General features: G+C 45.3%; 13 protein-coding genes. 6 read left to right on the top strand and 7 right to left on the bottom strand.

Features of this window, described 5'->3' with window-relative positions:
* Positions 1-7 precede the first annotated feature (7 nt).
* From NQ544_RS10985 to NQ544_RS10965, 5 genes are all read left to right on the top strand, one after another.
* Positions 8-1,261, top strand: coding sequence for an efflux RND transporter periplasmic adaptor subunit (locus NQ544_RS10985; protein ID WP_006848058.1), 1,254 nt, complete (start codon positions 8-10; stop codon positions 1,259-1,261).
* Positions 1,262-1,339: 78 nt separating this feature from the next.
* Entirely contained in the window at positions 1,340-2,470 is a 1,131-nt protein-coding gene (locus NQ544_RS10980) for an ABC transporter permease (RefSeq protein ID WP_006848057.1), read from the top strand.
* Between the two features lie 173 nt (positions 2,471-2,643).
* Positions 2,644-4,581, top strand: coding sequence for an IS1634 family transposase (locus NQ544_RS10975; RefSeq protein WP_006848056.1), 1,938 nt, complete (start codon positions 2,644-2,646; stop codon positions 4,579-4,581).
* 12 nt (positions 4,582-4,593) lie between these two features.
* Positions 4,594-5,892, top strand: a complete 1,299-nt coding sequence (locus NQ544_RS10970; protein ID WP_006848055.1) for an ABC transporter permease — start codon at positions 4,594-4,596, stop codon at positions 5,890-5,892.
* 88 nt (positions 5,893-5,980) lie between these two features.
* Positions 5,981-6,658: an ABC transporter ATP-binding protein gene (locus tag NQ544_RS10965; protein WP_006848054.1), complete on the top strand. Its 678-nt coding sequence runs from the start codon at positions 5,981-5,983 to the stop codon at positions 6,656-6,658.
* Here NQ544_RS10965 and NQ544_RS10960 read toward each other — a convergent pair whose 3' ends face one another.
* The 7 genes from NQ544_RS10960 to NQ544_RS10930 form a co-directional block, all read right to left on the bottom strand.
* Complete coding sequence (locus NQ544_RS10960) at positions 6,659-7,048, bottom strand: HEPN domain-containing protein (protein ID WP_006848053.1); 390 nt, start codon at positions 7,046-7,048, stop codon at positions 6,659-6,661.
* A gap of 5 nt (positions 7,049-7,053) precedes the next feature.
* Positions 7,054-7,374, bottom strand: coding sequence for a nucleotidyltransferase domain-containing protein (locus tag NQ544_RS10955; protein WP_006848052.1), 321 nt, complete (start codon positions 7,372-7,374; stop codon positions 7,054-7,056).
* A gap of 78 nt (positions 7,375-7,452) precedes the next feature.
* Complete coding sequence (locus NQ544_RS10950) at positions 7,453-8,781, bottom strand: sensor histidine kinase (RefSeq protein ID WP_006848051.1); 1,329 nt, start codon at positions 8,779-8,781, stop codon at positions 7,453-7,455.
* A 36-nt stretch (positions 8,782-8,817) separates the two neighbouring features.
* Positions 8,818-10,182, bottom strand: a complete 1,365-nt coding sequence (locus NQ544_RS10945; protein ID WP_006848050.1) for a sigma-54-dependent transcriptional regulator — start codon at positions 10,180-10,182, stop codon at positions 8,818-8,820.
* Positions 10,183-10,379: 197 nt separating this feature from the next.
* Complete coding sequence (locus tag NQ544_RS10940; protein WP_006848049.1) at positions 10,380-12,599, bottom strand: TonB-dependent receptor; 2,220 nt, start codon at positions 12,597-12,599, stop codon at positions 10,380-10,382.
* Between the two features lie 39 nt (positions 12,600-12,638).
* Complete coding sequence (locus tag NQ544_RS10935) at positions 12,639-13,004, bottom strand: hypothetical protein (protein ID WP_153134131.1); 366 nt, start codon at positions 13,002-13,004, stop codon at positions 12,639-12,641.
* A gap of 83 nt (positions 13,005-13,087) precedes the next feature.
* A complete protein-coding gene (locus NQ544_RS10930) occupies positions 13,088-14,413 on the bottom strand; it encodes an ATP-binding protein (RefSeq protein ID WP_006848047.1) in 1,326 nt (441 codons plus the stop codon).
* A 1,090-nt stretch (positions 14,414-15,503) separates the two neighbouring features.
* Here NQ544_RS10930 and NQ544_RS10925 point away from each other — a divergent pair.
* Entirely contained in the window at positions 15,504-15,734 is a 231-nt protein-coding gene (locus tag NQ544_RS10925; protein WP_006848045.1) for a hypothetical protein, read from the top strand.
* The last annotated feature ends 147 nt before the right edge of the window (positions 15,735-15,881 follow it).

The following is a 15,881-nucleotide window of genomic DNA, read 5'->3' as shown; positions in this document are numbered from 1 at the left end:
TTAAATTATGGATATAAAAATAGAAAAGAAAAAATATCTCGTGCCTCGCAAGTACTGGGCATGGATTGGCGGAGGAGCGGTTTTGATCGCAGTCCTCATTTGGTTGGGATTGAGCAATTTCTCTTCCACTCTGAAGGTGGACAGGAAGGGATTGAGCATCGGAACCGTGGAGAAGGCGCAGTTCAACGATTATGTTTCGGTGGATGGACAGGTGGTTCCTATCTCCGTGGTGCAGATCAGTTCCGAGGAAGGCGGTATTGTTCTGGAGAAAGTGGTGGATGAAGGTGCCCACGTGAACAAGGGTGATGTGATCGTGAAACTGAGCAATTCGAATCTCGACCTGGAGATTCTGAATGCCGAAAGCGAACTTGCCGAAAAGCAGGACATGCTTCGCAACACCCAGATTTCGATGGAGCAGGACCGTCTGAACAATAGCAACGAGGAACTGTCGCTTTCGCAGGATGTCATTACCAAGCGCCGTTCCTATCAGCATCAGGAGGCGTTGCACAAGGAAGAACTCAATTCGCGCGAGGAGTATCTGAAGGCTAAGGAAGATTACGACCTTGCCGTCAAGAAGCATGCGCTCATCAGCAAGCGATTGAAGAAGGATGCACAGCTCCGCCGTTCGCAGATGGATCAGATGGGCGATAATCTGGAAGCCATGCAGAAGAATGTGCAACTGGTTCGCCAGCGCAAGGAGAAGCTGAACATCCGCAGCACCATTTCGGGTGAAATCGGCTTGCTAGATGTGGAGCTGGGACAGAGCATCCAGGCTGGACAGAAGATTGGAGTCATCAACGACCTCAGCGATTTCAAGGTGCAGGCGCAGGTGGATGAGCATTACATTGACCGGGTAAAACCGGGACTTACTGCCACTTTCGACCAGAACGGTAAGCATTATCTCCTGCAGGTTCGCAAGGTTTATCCCGAGGTAAGAGACGGCAGATTCCGCATCGACTTCGTCTTCAAAGGCGTTCGCCCAGGCAACATCCGAACCGGTCAGACTTATTATGTAGATTTGCAGCTCGGTCAGTCTAAGCAGGCAATAATTATCCCTAAAGGCACGTTCTATAGTGTAACGGGTGGTCAATGGATTTTTGTATTAGACAAGAGTGGCAAGAAGGCTTATCGCCGAAAGATCACCATCGGTCGCCAGAATCCTCAGTATTATGAGGTGATTGAAGGTTTGGAGCCGGGTGAGCAGGTTATCGTTAGCGGCTATGAAGCCTATAAGGATAATGATGTCTTAGTTTTTAATTAGTAGTGATTAGTTAGTAATGATTAATTAGTAGTGATTAGTGATAAATTGGGCTAACGCCCTTGAAACAGGATATTTGATATGAATCATATTATTAACGCATTCAAGAATCTGCCTCGAAGAGGTCAGCACAATTTCGTGAAGATGTTGTGTCTGGCGCTCGGATTGGCAATCAGTTCGGTAATTATTGCCGAGATTTATTTCGAGCAGACTTACGATACGTATTTCCCAGGATGGGAAAGGACGTATCAGATTTCGGAAGTGGGTACTAACCATGGCGAAACCATGGAGTTTACTAATACTTCTGGAGCCACCGCCCAAGGTGTAAAGCAATATGCGCCTATGGTGGAAGCTGCTACCAGTACTCTCTATTTTTATGATGGTGCCCAATGCAAGATGGAAGACCAGAACATCGTTTCTGCCAATATCAGGATGGCAGACAGTTGTTTCTTTGATGTCTTTCCACAGAAGATATTGATAGGCAAGGCTAAACAGATTTTATCCCAACCCTTATCCTGTCTCATCGATTCAGAAACGGCAGCAAAGATTGGCGGTAATGTTGTAGGCAAGCATTTCACGCTTTCTAATTATCCGGGAACCACTTTTACCATCTATGGTGTTTTCGAAGCGTTTCCTTGGGGCTCTTCCTTTCATGGTACGCAGATGATTCTGTCGATGTGTAGTGTGCCATACGTATATTCCTACGATGGCAGAGGCCAATGGGTGGGAAATGATTCCTATGGGTCCTACATCCGATTGGCAAAGGGACATGATGCAAAAGAACTCAAGCCTTACGTGAATAAGATGAGAGAGGATCATTTCCCTTTGAAGGAGATGAAGAATATGGGAATAGAACTGAACTATGATTTCACGGTATTGAGCGATGTTTACACCCAAAATCCTTATATCAAGAAGATGGGATGGATTATGTCTATTGTGGCTTTTGTCCTCCTTTTTACTTCGGTGATGAACTATCTGCTTATCATCGTGGGCAATTTGGTAAGCCGTTCGCGCGAAATGGCTGTCCGCAAGTGCTATGGTGCCGAATCGAAGAACATTCATGCCATCATTTTCTCCGAGGCTTTGGTGCATGTGGGGCTGGCGGTTGTTCTTGCGGCTGTTCTTGTGTTTCTTTGCAAGGGAACCATCGAAAACTTCCTTTCTGCTCCGGTAAGCACGTTGGTGCTTAACCCACATTGCAGCAGTCTTTGATGAAAAACTTAAAGATTCCTAACGAAATCCTAGATTTTGGCAGTTTTCAGCCAATTACCTAGCTGATTTTGCATAAAGAATCCTAATTTGCGGCGAATGTTCGGGAAAATCCCCAAAATGCTACACCCGCCCGTTTTGCCAGTTAAAAAATTGTGTGTACCTTTGCCCCCGAAATGTATATATCCAAGGCAAAGAAATATCGCGATCAGGGAGATGGTACAGCAATCGCATATGATTACTATCGTCTCACGAAGTCTTACATCGACAAAGATGGCAAGACTAAGCATCGTAGTGTTCTTTGCCTTGGAGAACTTCCCGGCTTTGACAAGGATGAACGTAACCGACTGGCAGCCATGCTTACCACTATGATTGAGGATGGACAAAGCGTGATGTGTGATAACAAAAAGCTCTACGAGGAAGCCATGTCTCAATACGTGAAGTACCGCAGCAGCAAGTATGCCCAGGAAAACGATCCCCGTCTCATCGCCGAGCGCAAGGTTCGCGAAGAAGAGGAGCGCAAGAAAGCAGTTGCCGTTAAGCTTGAAACGCTCACCCAGCATGAAGCTCGCATCATCGGTTGCGAGAACCTCTGCAACTCTACCATGCGTATGCTTGATATTCGTAAATATCTGACCTCCAGGGGATGGAAGCGTGACCATATAAACTTTGCCCTCATGCAGATTATCGCACGTGCCATCTATCCATATTCAGAATTGAAGACCGTCCGCTATCTTCGTGAGAACACTGCACTTGCAGAGATGTTCGGCATTCCTAAGGAGAAAATAACCAAAGATGCCTTGTACGAAAGTGCCAAGCGTCTGTGGGACGAGCACCATGGTCTTGAGGACTGGCTCCATGACAGGGTATGCAGCATGTTCGGCATCGAGGAGAAAATCCTTCTGTTTGACATCACAAACTCCTACTTTGAGGGGAAAATGGAGAACAGTGAACTCTGTCAGTATGGTCGTTCCAAAGAGAAAAGGGACGACTGCAGGATTGTTGTCCTTGCTGCTGTAGTAAACACAGAGGGATTACTCGTCCGCACAATGATATACGAGGGAAACCGTCATGATTCTACTACCGTTGAGGAAGTCGTTGGCACTTTGGCCAAGACCACCACTCAGGAAGCCAAACGTGTCGTAGTGATGGATGCAGGCTTCTACTCCAAGCCGAATGTCAATTGGTTAAAAGCCAATGGATTCGACTACATTACCGTACTCCCTTCCGGCGATAGCAAGTTCGAGTCTACAAGTTCAGAAATCATCAATCATACCGACAAAAAGGGACAGCAGATACGCTTGCAGATGGGTAAGGTTGACATGGATGGAGAATCCGTCAAGGCTCTCATGGTGGATAGTGACGCAAAGGGGGCCAAGGAACGCTCCATGTATGAGCAGGCATGCAAACGCTATGAGGAGGGATTGGAAGCAATCAAAAAGGGTATTCTTACCAAGGGCGGAACCAAGAAACGTGACGCCGTGAACAAGCGATTGGGCAAATTGGACAAGCAATATGGAGCCATTCGCCTGTCATACAACGTTACCTTTACCTATGAGGGTACAGGAAAGAACGAGGTTGCTACTTCCATGACCTGGGAATGCAGAGAGGACAAGGCTGCTCAGAGAAGAAAGTTCCATGGAAAATATGTCTTGCTGACGAGCCTTGATGAAAGCCAGGAATTGAACATCTGGAAATTTTATAATGTAATCAGAACCGTAGAGGAGACTTTCCATGTGTTGAAGACAGACTTGGATATCCGTCCTGTCTATCATAAGAGCGACAATGGAATCAAGGCTCATCTCAACCTTGCCATACTGGCATATTGGGTGGTCAGCGTCACCAAGTATCGCCTGAAATTGAAGAAGCATGAGAATGTGAGATGGGATGAAATCATGCGCATTGCCAGCACACAGGTTGTGGTTACTGCAAAAGTTGAAACCGTAGATGGGCAGGTCATTAGTATAAGACAGAGCACAGAGGCAGAGAGTAAACTCTCCGCCATCTATGATTTGCTCTACATTAACCCCAAACCGCTCGGGAAAAGAAAATCCATGCTACACCCAAATCATACCTCAAAAAATCTGGATATTGGAAATCAGGGAGTTACATGACGGGTGACTGCAATGTGGGTTAATCGTGGCAGTTGGATATTGGTGGTTATTTGTCTTTTGGTATTGCTAATTGGCGGTTTTGTGCCTGGTTGGCTTTACAATAAGATTCCAGTAGCCATTGCTTTCCGTGGTTATAATGAGAACCGCAACCGATGGAAGCTTGCCTTGTTGGGCATCCAGTTCGTTATATCAGGTTTGCTGTTCAGCTTGCTCTACATCATCAATAATCAGTATCAGCTGATGCTGAGCACCAATCCCGGCTATGATTACGATAATGTTGCCATCGTCTCGGTAGATGGCATCAATCGCGACCAGCGCAACCAGTGTCTTGCCGAAATCAAGCGAATGCCGAATGTCAAGGAGTGCTGTTCCACTTATCATATTCCGCTCAATGGATACGGCAGAAGCGGAAATATGGTGCAAAAGCCTGGTGACGATACTAATACCTTCAACATCATCGATATGGAAGGTGTGGATGACAATTTCTTCAAGATGATGAACATCCCTATAGTACAGGGTACGTTCTTTACAGAGCGCAATGACAGTTGCCGTCAGGTGATTATTGACGAACGAGGTGCTGAGAAACTCATCAAAACGTGGCATTGGAAAGATGGCGTAGTAGGCAAGCTAATTACTTGTTCGGGACATGATGACGGTGTAAATCCGCTCAAGCTGACGGTTTGTGGCGTGTGCAGGAATATCCGCTGGGGTGACATGTCGGCCGATGGCGATGATATGAAGGAGTTTCCTGTACTGTATTTCTATGCTGCCAAGACAGCTTATTATATGTTGGTTAAGTTTAAAGAACTAAGGGAAGAATCGTTGTCGGAGTTGCAATCGAAGGTACAGGCGATGTATCCGAACAATAAGGTCATCGTGAAGAGTTATGCTTCTGAATTGGCTAACCAGTATGCTTCCCAGCTTAATTTCCGCAACGGAATCCTGGTAGCCGGCATCGTAACGATGATTATCGCCCTCTTCGGATTGGTGGGCTATACGAGTGATGAGGTGAACCGCCGCCGCAAGGAGATTGCGATAAGAAAGGTGAACGGAGCGAAGGTGCAGGATATTCTTCGCATTTTCCTGAAGGACATTATGAAGATTGCCTTGCCTTGCATCATCGTGGGCGACTTGGGGGCTTGGCTGATAGCCAGACAATGGCTGATGTCGTTCAGCGAGAAGATTACGATGACGCCTTTGCTGTTTATTGGCGTTACCATCATCTTGCTCGTCATCATCGGGCTTTCCGTCATCATCAACTGCTACAAGGTGGCGAACAGTAATCCTGTGAAATATCTCAAGGATGAATAAGTCTCCCACAGATTTTCACAGATGACACAGATTTAAGGGCGTATACCCTAATTTAACATTCAACATTTAACACTTAACATTGAACAAAATGATAAAAGTAGAGAATCTTTGCAAGTCATTCCGCACAGAAGATGTGGAGACGATTGCTTTAAATAACGTATCTTTCACAGTAGAAGACGGCGAATTTGTCGCCATTATGGGACCATCCGGTTGCGGTAAATCCACTTTACTCAATATCCTTGGATTATTGGATAACCCAACTTCGGGAAAATATTTCCTGGGTAATTACGAGGTGGCAAACCTGAAGGAAAAAGAGCGCACGGATGTGAGAAAGGGAGAAATCGGATTTGTGTTCCAGAGCTTCAACCTGATAGATGAATTGAATGTAGAGGAGAACATCGAGCTTCCTCTTACTTACCTCAACATTCCGAAGGCGGAGCGCAAGGCAAAGGTGCAGGCAATTATGAAGCGAATGGCCATCAGCCATCGTGCCAAGCACTTCCCTCACCAGCTTTCGGGTGGTCAGCAGCAGCGAGTAGCCATCGCCCGTGCCGTGGTCTTCGGTCCCAAGCTCATCCTTGCCGATGAGCCTACGGGTAACCTCGATTCCAAGAATGGAGCCGAGGTGATGCATCTGCTTACCGAGCTGAACCACGAGGGCACCACCATCGTCATGGTAACGCATAATGAGCATGATGCCAAGATAGCCCATCGCACCATCCGCCTGTTTGATGGACAGATTGTGGAAACGGAGGGCAATCAGTAATTATTTGACTAAGTTTAATATGGTTTTTATAAAATCGTGTGATAAGCCAATAATTTCCAGGATGTCATTTTCGGAAATTTCGTAGGCGCAGTTGTAATCGGCTTTTTGCCTTAATTGGAACATACGGGCGAGGAAACTGCCATAAGAGATATCTACGATACCAGTCTTTACGAAGTGTAAGCTGAATTGGGTGTTAATGCCAGCATGAGTGTGGGCATTAACACCTTTTGCTATGAATAGAGCTTGTACGGCATGGAAGCAGGCATAATAATAGCGATTGGCTGCTAAATCCCAATGCTTTAGTTCAACCATTTCATCTGCTTGAGTTAAAAATCGCTTGGCTTTTTCTACTTGCAGACTGATTAATGTGTCTTTGTTTACTTGATCCATAACTTTTATATTAAACTAATGCCGTCTCGATTTACATTCTCGTAAAAAGGGGTGAAGTTATACGATTCCCATTCTTTCTTTGTGTAAAGAATTGGATTGATTTCTGTGCCGAGGTCGCAACCTAACAAGACAAACGGGTAACTTACTTTGTCATAGTCTGTTTGTTCCAGTTTGTCTTTGTCTAAAAGGATAAGAATGTCCCAGTCTGAATCGTTGCGAGCATCACCTCTCGCTCTTGATCCATACAATATAGCCTTGCTTCCTGAAGGAATAGCAGATTTAGCTATATCTTTTATCTTTAATATGATCTTATCGTCGGTTGACATAAGCTTAATCTTTTATAATGGCAAAGATATGGTAAAAAAGCGAAAGTGCCAAACTTTCTTCCCCAAAATTATACTTTTTTATGGGATGATGATGCGGAAGGTGGTGATTCCCTGTGCCTTGTCCTGATGGAGCGAGAGACTGCCGCCGCTTACTCGCATGATCTGGCGGGAGAGGGAGAGACCGATTCCGCTTCCTTCCGGCTTCGTGGTGAAGAACGGGATGAAAATGTGGGAGGCTACATCTTCGGGGATGAGACCGGCGTTGTTGCTCACGTCGATGATGATGGATTCCTGGACGTTGGCGTAGGCTTTGAGACGGATAAATGCCTTCTTGCTTGCCGCGGATTGCAAATCCGCGGAGCGGCATTCCTGCTTGTTCCTACCCTGCTTATTTCCATCTTGCTTGTTTCTTTCTGCAGATAACTTTCCCTTTTCCTTGAAAGCTTCTACGGCATTCTTCAGAAGATTCGTTACCACGTGAGAGAGGAGGCTCTCGTCGGCGTAAACCAGCAAATCCTTGGGAGAAACTTCTATCTCTACTTCGTGGTTGCAAAGTAACGCCATTCTTTCCAGGAATGGCTCCACATAGAAGAGAGCAGGCTGAGGCTGGGGAACATGGGTGAAGCGGCGATAGTTGTTGACGAAAGCCAACAGCTCGGTTCCTGTTTTGTGGATGGTTTTCAAGCCTTGCTTCAGCTTCGCTTGCTCAGCAGATTGTGGCTTCTCTGAAACCTTTATCAATTTGCCTGGAGAATGTAAATCATCAGATTCGTTATCTGCAATCAGCAACTCCTTGCTGCCCAATTCTTTCAGCAGAGTTTCGCTCAATGAAGTAACCGGCGTGATGGTATTCATGATTTCATGGGTCAGCACACGAATCAGTTTGATCCAAGAATCCACCTCCTGATTGCTCAGCTCGTGGCTCACGTCGCTCAGGGCGATGATACGCACGTGCTTGTCTTTCAGCATGGCTTGCGTCTCATGCTTTGCCAAGTGTTCATCCTTCAGTTTCTCTTTTACCTGGTTCATATGGGTAAGCACATCCGTATCGAGCAACCGGAGGGCTGCCTGATTATGTTGCAGGATGTTGTCGTGACCATCTACCACCAGGATGCCCGTATCCACCGCATTCAGAATCTGCTCGTAATATTTCTCCCGATCCATCTGCTCCTCTCTCGTATGCTGCAGGAAGAGCTTGATGCGGTTGAGGGATTGATGCAGAATCTTATCTTCCTTAAACCTCTTCTCCGTAGGAAAGTTGAAGGAGAAATCCCCATTATCTATCGCATCAAAAAGGAAGGTTACCTTCTTGATGTTACGGCGATAGTGGCGGTAGAGCCAGATGTTGACTGCTACTAAAACTACCAAAATCACCAATAAAACGATGATTGCTAACTGACTATTCATCTGATAACTAAAAATCCGTGTAATCCGTGTCTAAATTCATAACCCGTATCGCTTAATCTTATTATAAAGCGTCTGGCGGAAAATACCTAACCTTGCGGCTACCACCGACAGGTTTCCCTCACATTCCCTGATGGTTTTCTCTATCATTCGGCTCTCCATCTCGTCGAGCGTCTGAACCTCTTCCAGGGGCTTCTCTCTTTTCTGCTGGTTTCCGCCGTCAATATCTTCGGCAGAAATCATTCCGCCATCAGACAGAATCACGGCTTTCTCGATGGCGTGCTGGAGTTCACGGATGTTTCCGTACCAAGGCAAACTGGTAAGTTTTTTCTCAGCCTCTTCCGAAAGACGGAGATTCAACTTATTATATAAATCGCCATATTGACGGAGGAATCTTTCTGCCAGCGGAACGATGTCTGATTTTCTCTGTCTCAGGGCAGGCAATTCCAGATGGATGGTGTTGATGCGATAGAGCAGATCCTCTCTGAATTCGCCAACGTTTACCATCTGCTGCAGGTTGCGGTTGGTGGCGCAAACCAGCCGTACGTTGATGGGAATCTGCGTACTTCCGCCCACTCTTACGATGCTTCTGCGTTGCAGGGCGGTAAGGAGTTTTGCCTGAAGACCGTAGGATAAGTTTCCTATCTCATCCAGGAAGATGGTACTGCCGTCGGCAAGCTCAAACTTGCCCGGTTTATCCACCTTGGCATCAGTAAAAGCACCCTTCACATGACCGAAGAGTTCGCTCTCGAAAAGGGTTTCCGTAATGGCTCCCATATCCACAGGCAGCATCTTTTTTCCACATCTTGTGGATAAACGATGTATCTCGTTGGCTAACACCTCTTTACCTGTTCCGTTTTCGCCCGTAATGAGGATATTTGCATCGGTTGCGGCAACTTTTTCCACAATACTTCTCAAATTGTTCATAACTTCGCTATCTCCCCAATACATAGCGCTTTGCGCATCTTTTCCACCAGGTTTTCCACCATTTCTGTTGATAACGTTATCCACAGCCTTGTTCTTATCCCTAGCCTCTACCAGCGTACGTGTCATCTTCTCGTTTTCAAAAGGCTTCACGATGAAGTCGGCGGCACCTTCCTTGATGCCAGTTACGGCAAGTTGGATGTCGGCATAGGCGGTAAAGAGCACCACTTCGGTTTTCGGGCTGAGGCTCTTGATTTCCCTGAGCCAGTACAGTCCCTCGTTTCCCGAATTGATTCCGCTGGAGAAGTTCATGTCGAGCAGCACCACGTCGGGATGCTCCTCTCTCAGCTTGGCTGGGATGGAGTTAGGGTTGGCGATGGTGATGATGCCATCGAATATGGGTTCCAGCAGCATCCTTACTGTAGTAAGAATGTTGCGGTTGTCATCAACAATCAATATCGTTCCTTGTTTCTTAATCATGGTGCAAAGTTACGAAATATCATCGGAAATGGGTAATGATTGTCTAATAATTAGACGAAAAAATGCCGATAATGGCGCCAAAAGTTGCTTTTCCGGCAGCTTTTGGCATCTTTATCGGCACTTGTTTATTCAAAATTCTGATTCCTGATGAGGAATTGCTTATCCTAAAAGGGGAATTACTTATTCCAAAAGGGGAGTTACAGCTCTATCGGAACCACTATCTTTATGCTGAAGTTGCGGCCCATATTGTAAACGCCTCTTCTGCCTGTAACCTGGTTTACGTCAAGATACTTCAAACGGCTCAGGTGGTTCTGGTAAGCACGGTTGGCAAGGTTCTCGCCCGAAAGATAGAGCGAGAGAAGGCGTTTGCCATGGAGCTTCACGTCGGTACCGGCATACATATTTAATAAGGTGTACGATGGCGTAGCGGTCTCCGTATCGTTGGCTGCGAAATAATGGTTCTGGCGGAGATTGCAATCCATCTGTAGCTTTACGAAGAGATGGTCGAAAGTCTTGCCGTCGCAAACAAACTCATACCTTACATCCGAAACCCAGCGAGGGGCTGGGGTGAATGGCAGATACTTTGATTCGGATGGCTGATGCAACTGAACCGAGTTGACATACGAGAAGGTGTTGCCGATATGCAGATGCTCCACAGGGTGGATGTCGATGCTCGCCTCACCACCCAGAATGCGGGCGTCGCCCGAAGTAAACTGATAGGCTGGCGTGTCGTCTATGAGGACAGGCTGATTGTTCTCATCTGCCAACTTCTCGCTATAGATGTAATGGTTGATGCGATTGGCAAACAGCGAGAGCTCTGCCGAAATGATAGGCGAAGAATAATCCAGACCAAGGTCGAATTGCCAGCTGTTCTCTGGCTTCAAACCGGTATTTCCCAATTCGTATCGCTGGGTTCCCTCGTGCACACCATTCGATGATAATTCGCTGATGTTTGGAGCACGGAATCCTCTTGCCAGGTTCAGCTTCAGATTGAAATCGGGCAGGATTTCATAAGCCAATCCTATGCTTCCGGTTACTCCTTCAAAGCTGCGCTTAAAGGCCTGGAAGCGGAAGGAATCATTCAAACCGGAACCATGCGATTCTGCATCATCCTCTTCTCTCAAAGCCTCGCTGTGCAGATGGCGATGATCGTATCTGATGCCGCCGCTCAGGTTCAGTTTGCCTATCTCCTTGCTCACCGTGGCAAATACGCCATAATCGAAGAGATGATAGGCTGGAATCAGAAATTCAGAACCTTTATTAACCGACTGCTGCCACATGCCGTTGATGCCCGTAGAGAACTTCCATCCATTCATTTCCGGCGAGAGATAATGCAGGTCGTAATTCATGGTATGGAGCATGAAATCGAGTCCGCATTCCTTCGGATTCTCTTCCTCCTCAAACTCCTGACGGCGGTTCTGCTGATAACCCAGGAGAAACTTCAGATTGCCGTCGCCCAGGAACCAGGAATTATCAAGTACAGCCTTGTAATGATGAATCTGCTGATAAGGCATCGGCTTGCCGTAACTCTTGGCATCGTAGCCTTCCGGAATTTCCAGTTCGCCCGTTTTCTCATCTCTTTCTCCCTCTACGATGCCCGGAGTGAGATGATAATAATCGAGTGTGAGATGCGAATGCCCCTGGCGGTAGTTCCAGCCAAGAAGCTGCGAGAATGCCTGCTCTCTGAGTGATGAACCGAATACATAACCATCGTATTTGTTCTTGTAGGCATGCGCCATCTTTCCGCTGTAGCGGGTGTTCCATACAAATCCGCCCTGGTTGCCGGCAAAGTTGAGCGAATAATCAAAAAGTCCGTTGTTGGTTTGATAACCTGTAGAGAAATTTGCTCTCATGTCGCCCTTGGCAAGTGTAGGAGCGGAGTGGAAGATGAGGACGCCTGCCATCGCATCCGATCCATACATGAGACTTGCCGGACCTTTCAGAATCTCTACGGAATGAACCGAAGCGGGGTCGATTTCTATTCCGTGTTCATCGCCCCATTGCTGTCCTTCCTGTCTGATTCCATCGTTTACCACTACCACGCGGTTATAGCCCAGGCCACGGATCACGGGCTTTGAAATTCCGCTTCCCGTGGTAATCTGCGAAACGCCTGGCTGGTGGGCGATGGCGTCGATGATGTTGGTAGAAGGTTGCATTTCGAGCTGGCGGGCAGAAACAAAGGAGATTGGTGCCGGCGATTGCTTCAGTTTCTGGCTGCCCGTCAAGCCTGTTACTACCACTTCGTTCAGTTTCACGCCCGATTCCGTCAGCGGCTGGTGTCTGGTAGAATCGTTTGCCTCTTCTTCATGAATGTTTGCTTCCTTCTTATCATGATTTGCTCTGTTTATAGCCATAGCAGGGGCTGTTGCCGATGAGCACAGACTCATCAGCAATATTGCTTTCAATATTGTTCTCATTATGTTATTTGTTACCTTATTCTGTTAATATTCAATTATTTATAAAAACAGAGAATAAGGTGGAGCACGGGTAGATTTTATCCCCTTCGTCTTGCACAAGCAAGGAGAGCAGAAGGCACGGCGAGGGGAGAGATGGAGCACGGCGATGGCAACCCAAACCACGAGGGATGGAGCCAGATAAGGAGTGCTTTGCAATTGGCAAAGCACACAGTCGTGCATGGTATGCTGCAGGGCTATCAGATGCCCGTCGTGATGAACATGATGGGCACAATCGGCACAATAGAAATCAGCATGAGTTCCCTGCGCTTCACCATGATGGTGAAACGTAACGGCAAGCAGCATCGGCAGGTAAACCAATAGCAGCAGCCAGGAAATTCTGATTCTCTTATGCGTTATCCTCTGCATGTATCTACAGTATTCTGTTTTTGTTTGCAAAAATAATCATTTCTGTCGGGATTATTCTTGGAATTCCGATATTTTAATGAAGATTATTTGTTTTTCAGCAGAAAAGCCATGTAGAGGGGAAAAATGAGTGTTTGTGGGGCTGTTCCCACATTTACATCTCCCAGTTTGATGGCTTGAGATACGTGATACTTTTCGGGGTTCGAAAGGATGGTCTTGGCACTTTTAATGTTTCCGTTGCTCGCCTTTACTTCTACCAGCGTGCATTTGCCTTCGTATCTTGTAACAAAGTCGATTTCCAAACCCGAGTCCTTGCGGAAATAATAGAGTTTGCGATTCATCTTGCCAAAAATGTCGGCTACCAGATTTTCAAAAATGGCTCCCTTGTATCCATAGAGATTGCCTTGTAGAATGTCAGCTGCCGTTCCTGGTTCGAGCATACTGATGAAAAGCCCTGTATCTGCCATGTAAACTTTAAACTGGTTGGGAATGGAGTTGCCATCAAGTGGAAGTTCGGGCGCTGACAGGTTGTAGCAACGGCGGATAATGCCAGCATCTTCTATCCATTGCAAACTGCCCTGATAGTCACGTCCTCTTCCGTAGGATCGTACTGTGGCGTATGCGAATTTCTTGTTTTCCTTACTCAGTTGACGCGGAATTGACTCGAAGCATTCTCTGATTCTCGACTTGTCTGCTTGTGGAGCATATTTCAGCATATCTACTTTGTATTCTTCGATGATGGCTTGCTGCATCCGTAGCACGTTTTGCATATTATGAGTTTCCATAAATACGCTCACGGCTCTTGGCATTCCGCCAACAATGCAATATTGTAGCAGCAGTTGGCGCATTCTTTCGTGGATGGCTTCTTGTACTGGAGTCTTTTCTTCCAGGCAGCGATGCAGGTAGTCGATGGTCATTTTCTTAATGCCATTTGCCCAGAGCCATTCCTCAAAATCCATTGGATACATGTCTATGATAGTCTCGTAACCAACAGGAATTGGAGCCTCTGACGAAGCATTGGTATGGTAACCGCTGACTCCTAGCAGGGGACCTGTACCGATGACATCGTATCTGCCATCAGTCTTGAAGAATTTCAAGGCTGTGCGAGCACGTGGGCATTCCTGTATCTCGTCAAAGATGATGCAGGTCTTGCCCGATACGAAATAGGCATCAGGTATTAAGGTAGAAAGTGTCATGCAGAGAAGATCGATGTCCAGGCCACCATCAAATACCGACTTGTATTCTGGGTGCTGGAAAAAGTCAATATACACAACATGCTCATAATTCTTATGGGCAAAATCGAGTACAGAGAATGTCTTTCCGCATTGGCGACATCCTTTGATGATGAGAGGCATTTTGTGCTCATCACTTTTCCATTCTTTGAGATATTTCTCGATTTTTCGTTTAAACATCTGTTTTCTAATGATTTATGATGTATTGCCGTTTATGCTGTGCACGTGTTTCAAGGGACTTTTCTTGAATTCATGCACGTTTTTCAAGGGACTTTTTGCTCTGTTCTGCCACTTTTTCAAGGGACTTTCGGTTGCAAAGATACGAAAATATTTCTAACTATACTTTGAAATAATCCTAGAAGGTGGCTTGTTTAAGGAAATTTAATGTTTTTCCTATGATTTTCTGTTCCTAAGGTGAAAAGCAAATGGATTGGGCTTGCCTTCTAGAGAAAAGGGGATTTCCTTGGGGGCTGCGTTCCAATTAGCTTGCTCCTGTTGGCTGCGTTCCAGTTGTTCCAGTTGTTCCAATTAATTTTGAGTGGGTATGCATCTTCAGTTTGTTCTCCTTTTTTACTTCTTTGTATTATATAACTTATTGATTATTAATTAATTATATATATTATATATATAAATATATATAAAAATAGGGGTAGAAGGGATATGCTGAAAAAATAATTGGAACAACTGGAACTGGAACGCTTCCTCTTTTCCTAGAAGGCTTATTATCAGATAGTTAATGAAATGATAGCGTTCCAGTTACCCTGCTAAATCTTCCAGATTCCAGTTCTTCCAATTAATTTTAAGAGGGTATGCAACTTCTGTTTGTCCTTCTTCTTTACTTCTTTGTGTTGTATAACTTATTGATTATTAATTAATTATATATATAATATATATAAATATATATAAAAAGGAGGGTAGGAGGGATATGCTGAAAAATTAATTGGAAGAACTGGAATCTGGAAGATTCTCTAAGTTGTTTTCTTCTAAAAGGCTTATTATCAGAAGGTTAATGTAATGAAGTGGCGTTCCAATTAATTGAAAGGAGTCTCAGTCTCAGAGTCTCAGTTATAAATAAAGGGGGTACCATTCTTCCGATCTCTCTTTCTTTATCTTTATAACTTATTGATTATTAATTAATTATATATTAATATATAAGTATATAAGAAGAAGAGGGGGTGCTTGAAAAACAACTGAGACTCTGAGACTGAGACTATGGAAACAAGTAAAAGGAAAAGAGGCGATAACCTAATTCCTTAGAAAGCAACGACTTATGATGGTTTTGCAGTTTTTTATTTTCGGTCTCAGCCCTATAGATTATTCGAAAGATTTTACAAAAGCATTCTTTTTAGGTCTCCCAAACCCTCAAAATTGCTTTGTTTTTTGCTTTAAAGTAGATTTAGACCTTGCTGAAATACAAAATCATATTCTCCTAAAAAATGCAAGTAAAAACGGGATAACTGAGACTATTGCCCGATTTAGAGCCGGAAAAACCGGAAAGTGAGTCTCAGCTGTCTGTTTTGAGTTATTTTCATCCTAAATATTTTCCCAGTTAGAGATTTTTATTTTCCTACCTGGAAATATTATTTTCTTCTCTTAGAAGGGTAATTGTCCCAGCGCAAAATTGCCCTAAAAATGATGCTTGTCGTCT

It is taken from the genome of Segatella copri DSM 18205 (assembly GCF_025151535.1).
Taxonomy (GTDB): domain Bacteria; phylum Bacteroidota; class Bacteroidia; order Bacteroidales; family Bacteroidaceae; genus Prevotella; species Prevotella copri.
Note: the sequence above shows the minus strand (reverse complement) of the source record. Positions and strands in the feature narration are given on the sequence as shown.

Excerpts from the sequence above, each read along its gene's own strand:
- NQ544_RS10985 (WP_006848058.1), top strand. The coding sequence starts at position 8 with ATGGATATAAAAATAGAAAAGAAAAAATATCTCGTGCCTCGCAAGTAC.
- NQ544_RS10980 (WP_006848057.1), top strand. The coding sequence starts at position 1,340 with ATGAATCATATTATTAACGCATTCAAGAATCTGCCTCGAAGAGGTCAG.
- NQ544_RS10975 (WP_006848056.1), top strand. The coding sequence starts at position 2,644 with ATGTATATATCCAAGGCAAAGAAATATCGCGATCAGGGAGATGGTACA.
- NQ544_RS10970 (WP_006848055.1), top strand. The coding sequence starts at position 4,594 with ATGTGGGTTAATCGTGGCAGTTGGATATTGGTGGTTATTTGTCTTTTG.
- NQ544_RS10965 (WP_006848054.1), top strand. The coding sequence starts at position 5,981 with ATGATAAAAGTAGAGAATCTTTGCAAGTCATTCCGCACAGAAGATGTG.
- NQ544_RS10960 (WP_006848053.1), bottom strand. The coding sequence starts at position 7,048 with ATGGATCAAGTAAACAAAGACACATTAATCAGTCTGCAAGTAGAAAAA.
- NQ544_RS10955 (WP_006848052.1), bottom strand. The coding sequence starts at position 7,374 with ATGTCAACCGACGATAAGATCATATTAAAGATAAAAGATATAGCTAAA.
- NQ544_RS10950 (WP_006848051.1), bottom strand. The coding sequence starts at position 8,781 with ATGAATAGTCAGTTAGCAATCATCGTTTTATTGGTGATTTTGGTAGTT.
- NQ544_RS10945 (WP_006848050.1), bottom strand. The coding sequence starts at position 10,182 with ATGATTAAGAAACAAGGAACGATATTGATTGTTGATGACAACCGCAAC.
- NQ544_RS10940 (WP_006848049.1), bottom strand. The coding sequence starts at position 12,599 with ATGAGAACAATATTGAAAGCAATATTGCTGATGAGTCTGTGCTCATCG.
- NQ544_RS10935 (WP_153134131.1), bottom strand. The coding sequence starts at position 13,004 with ATGCAGAGGATAACGCATAAGAGAATCAGAATTTCCTGGCTGCTGCTA.
- NQ544_RS10930 (WP_006848047.1), bottom strand. The coding sequence starts at position 14,413 with ATGTTTAAACGAAAAATCGAGAAATATCTCAAAGAATGGAAAAGTGAT.
- NQ544_RS10925 (WP_006848045.1), top strand. The coding sequence starts at position 15,504 with ATGATGGTTTTGCAGTTTTTTATTTTCGGTCTCAGCCCTATAGATTAT.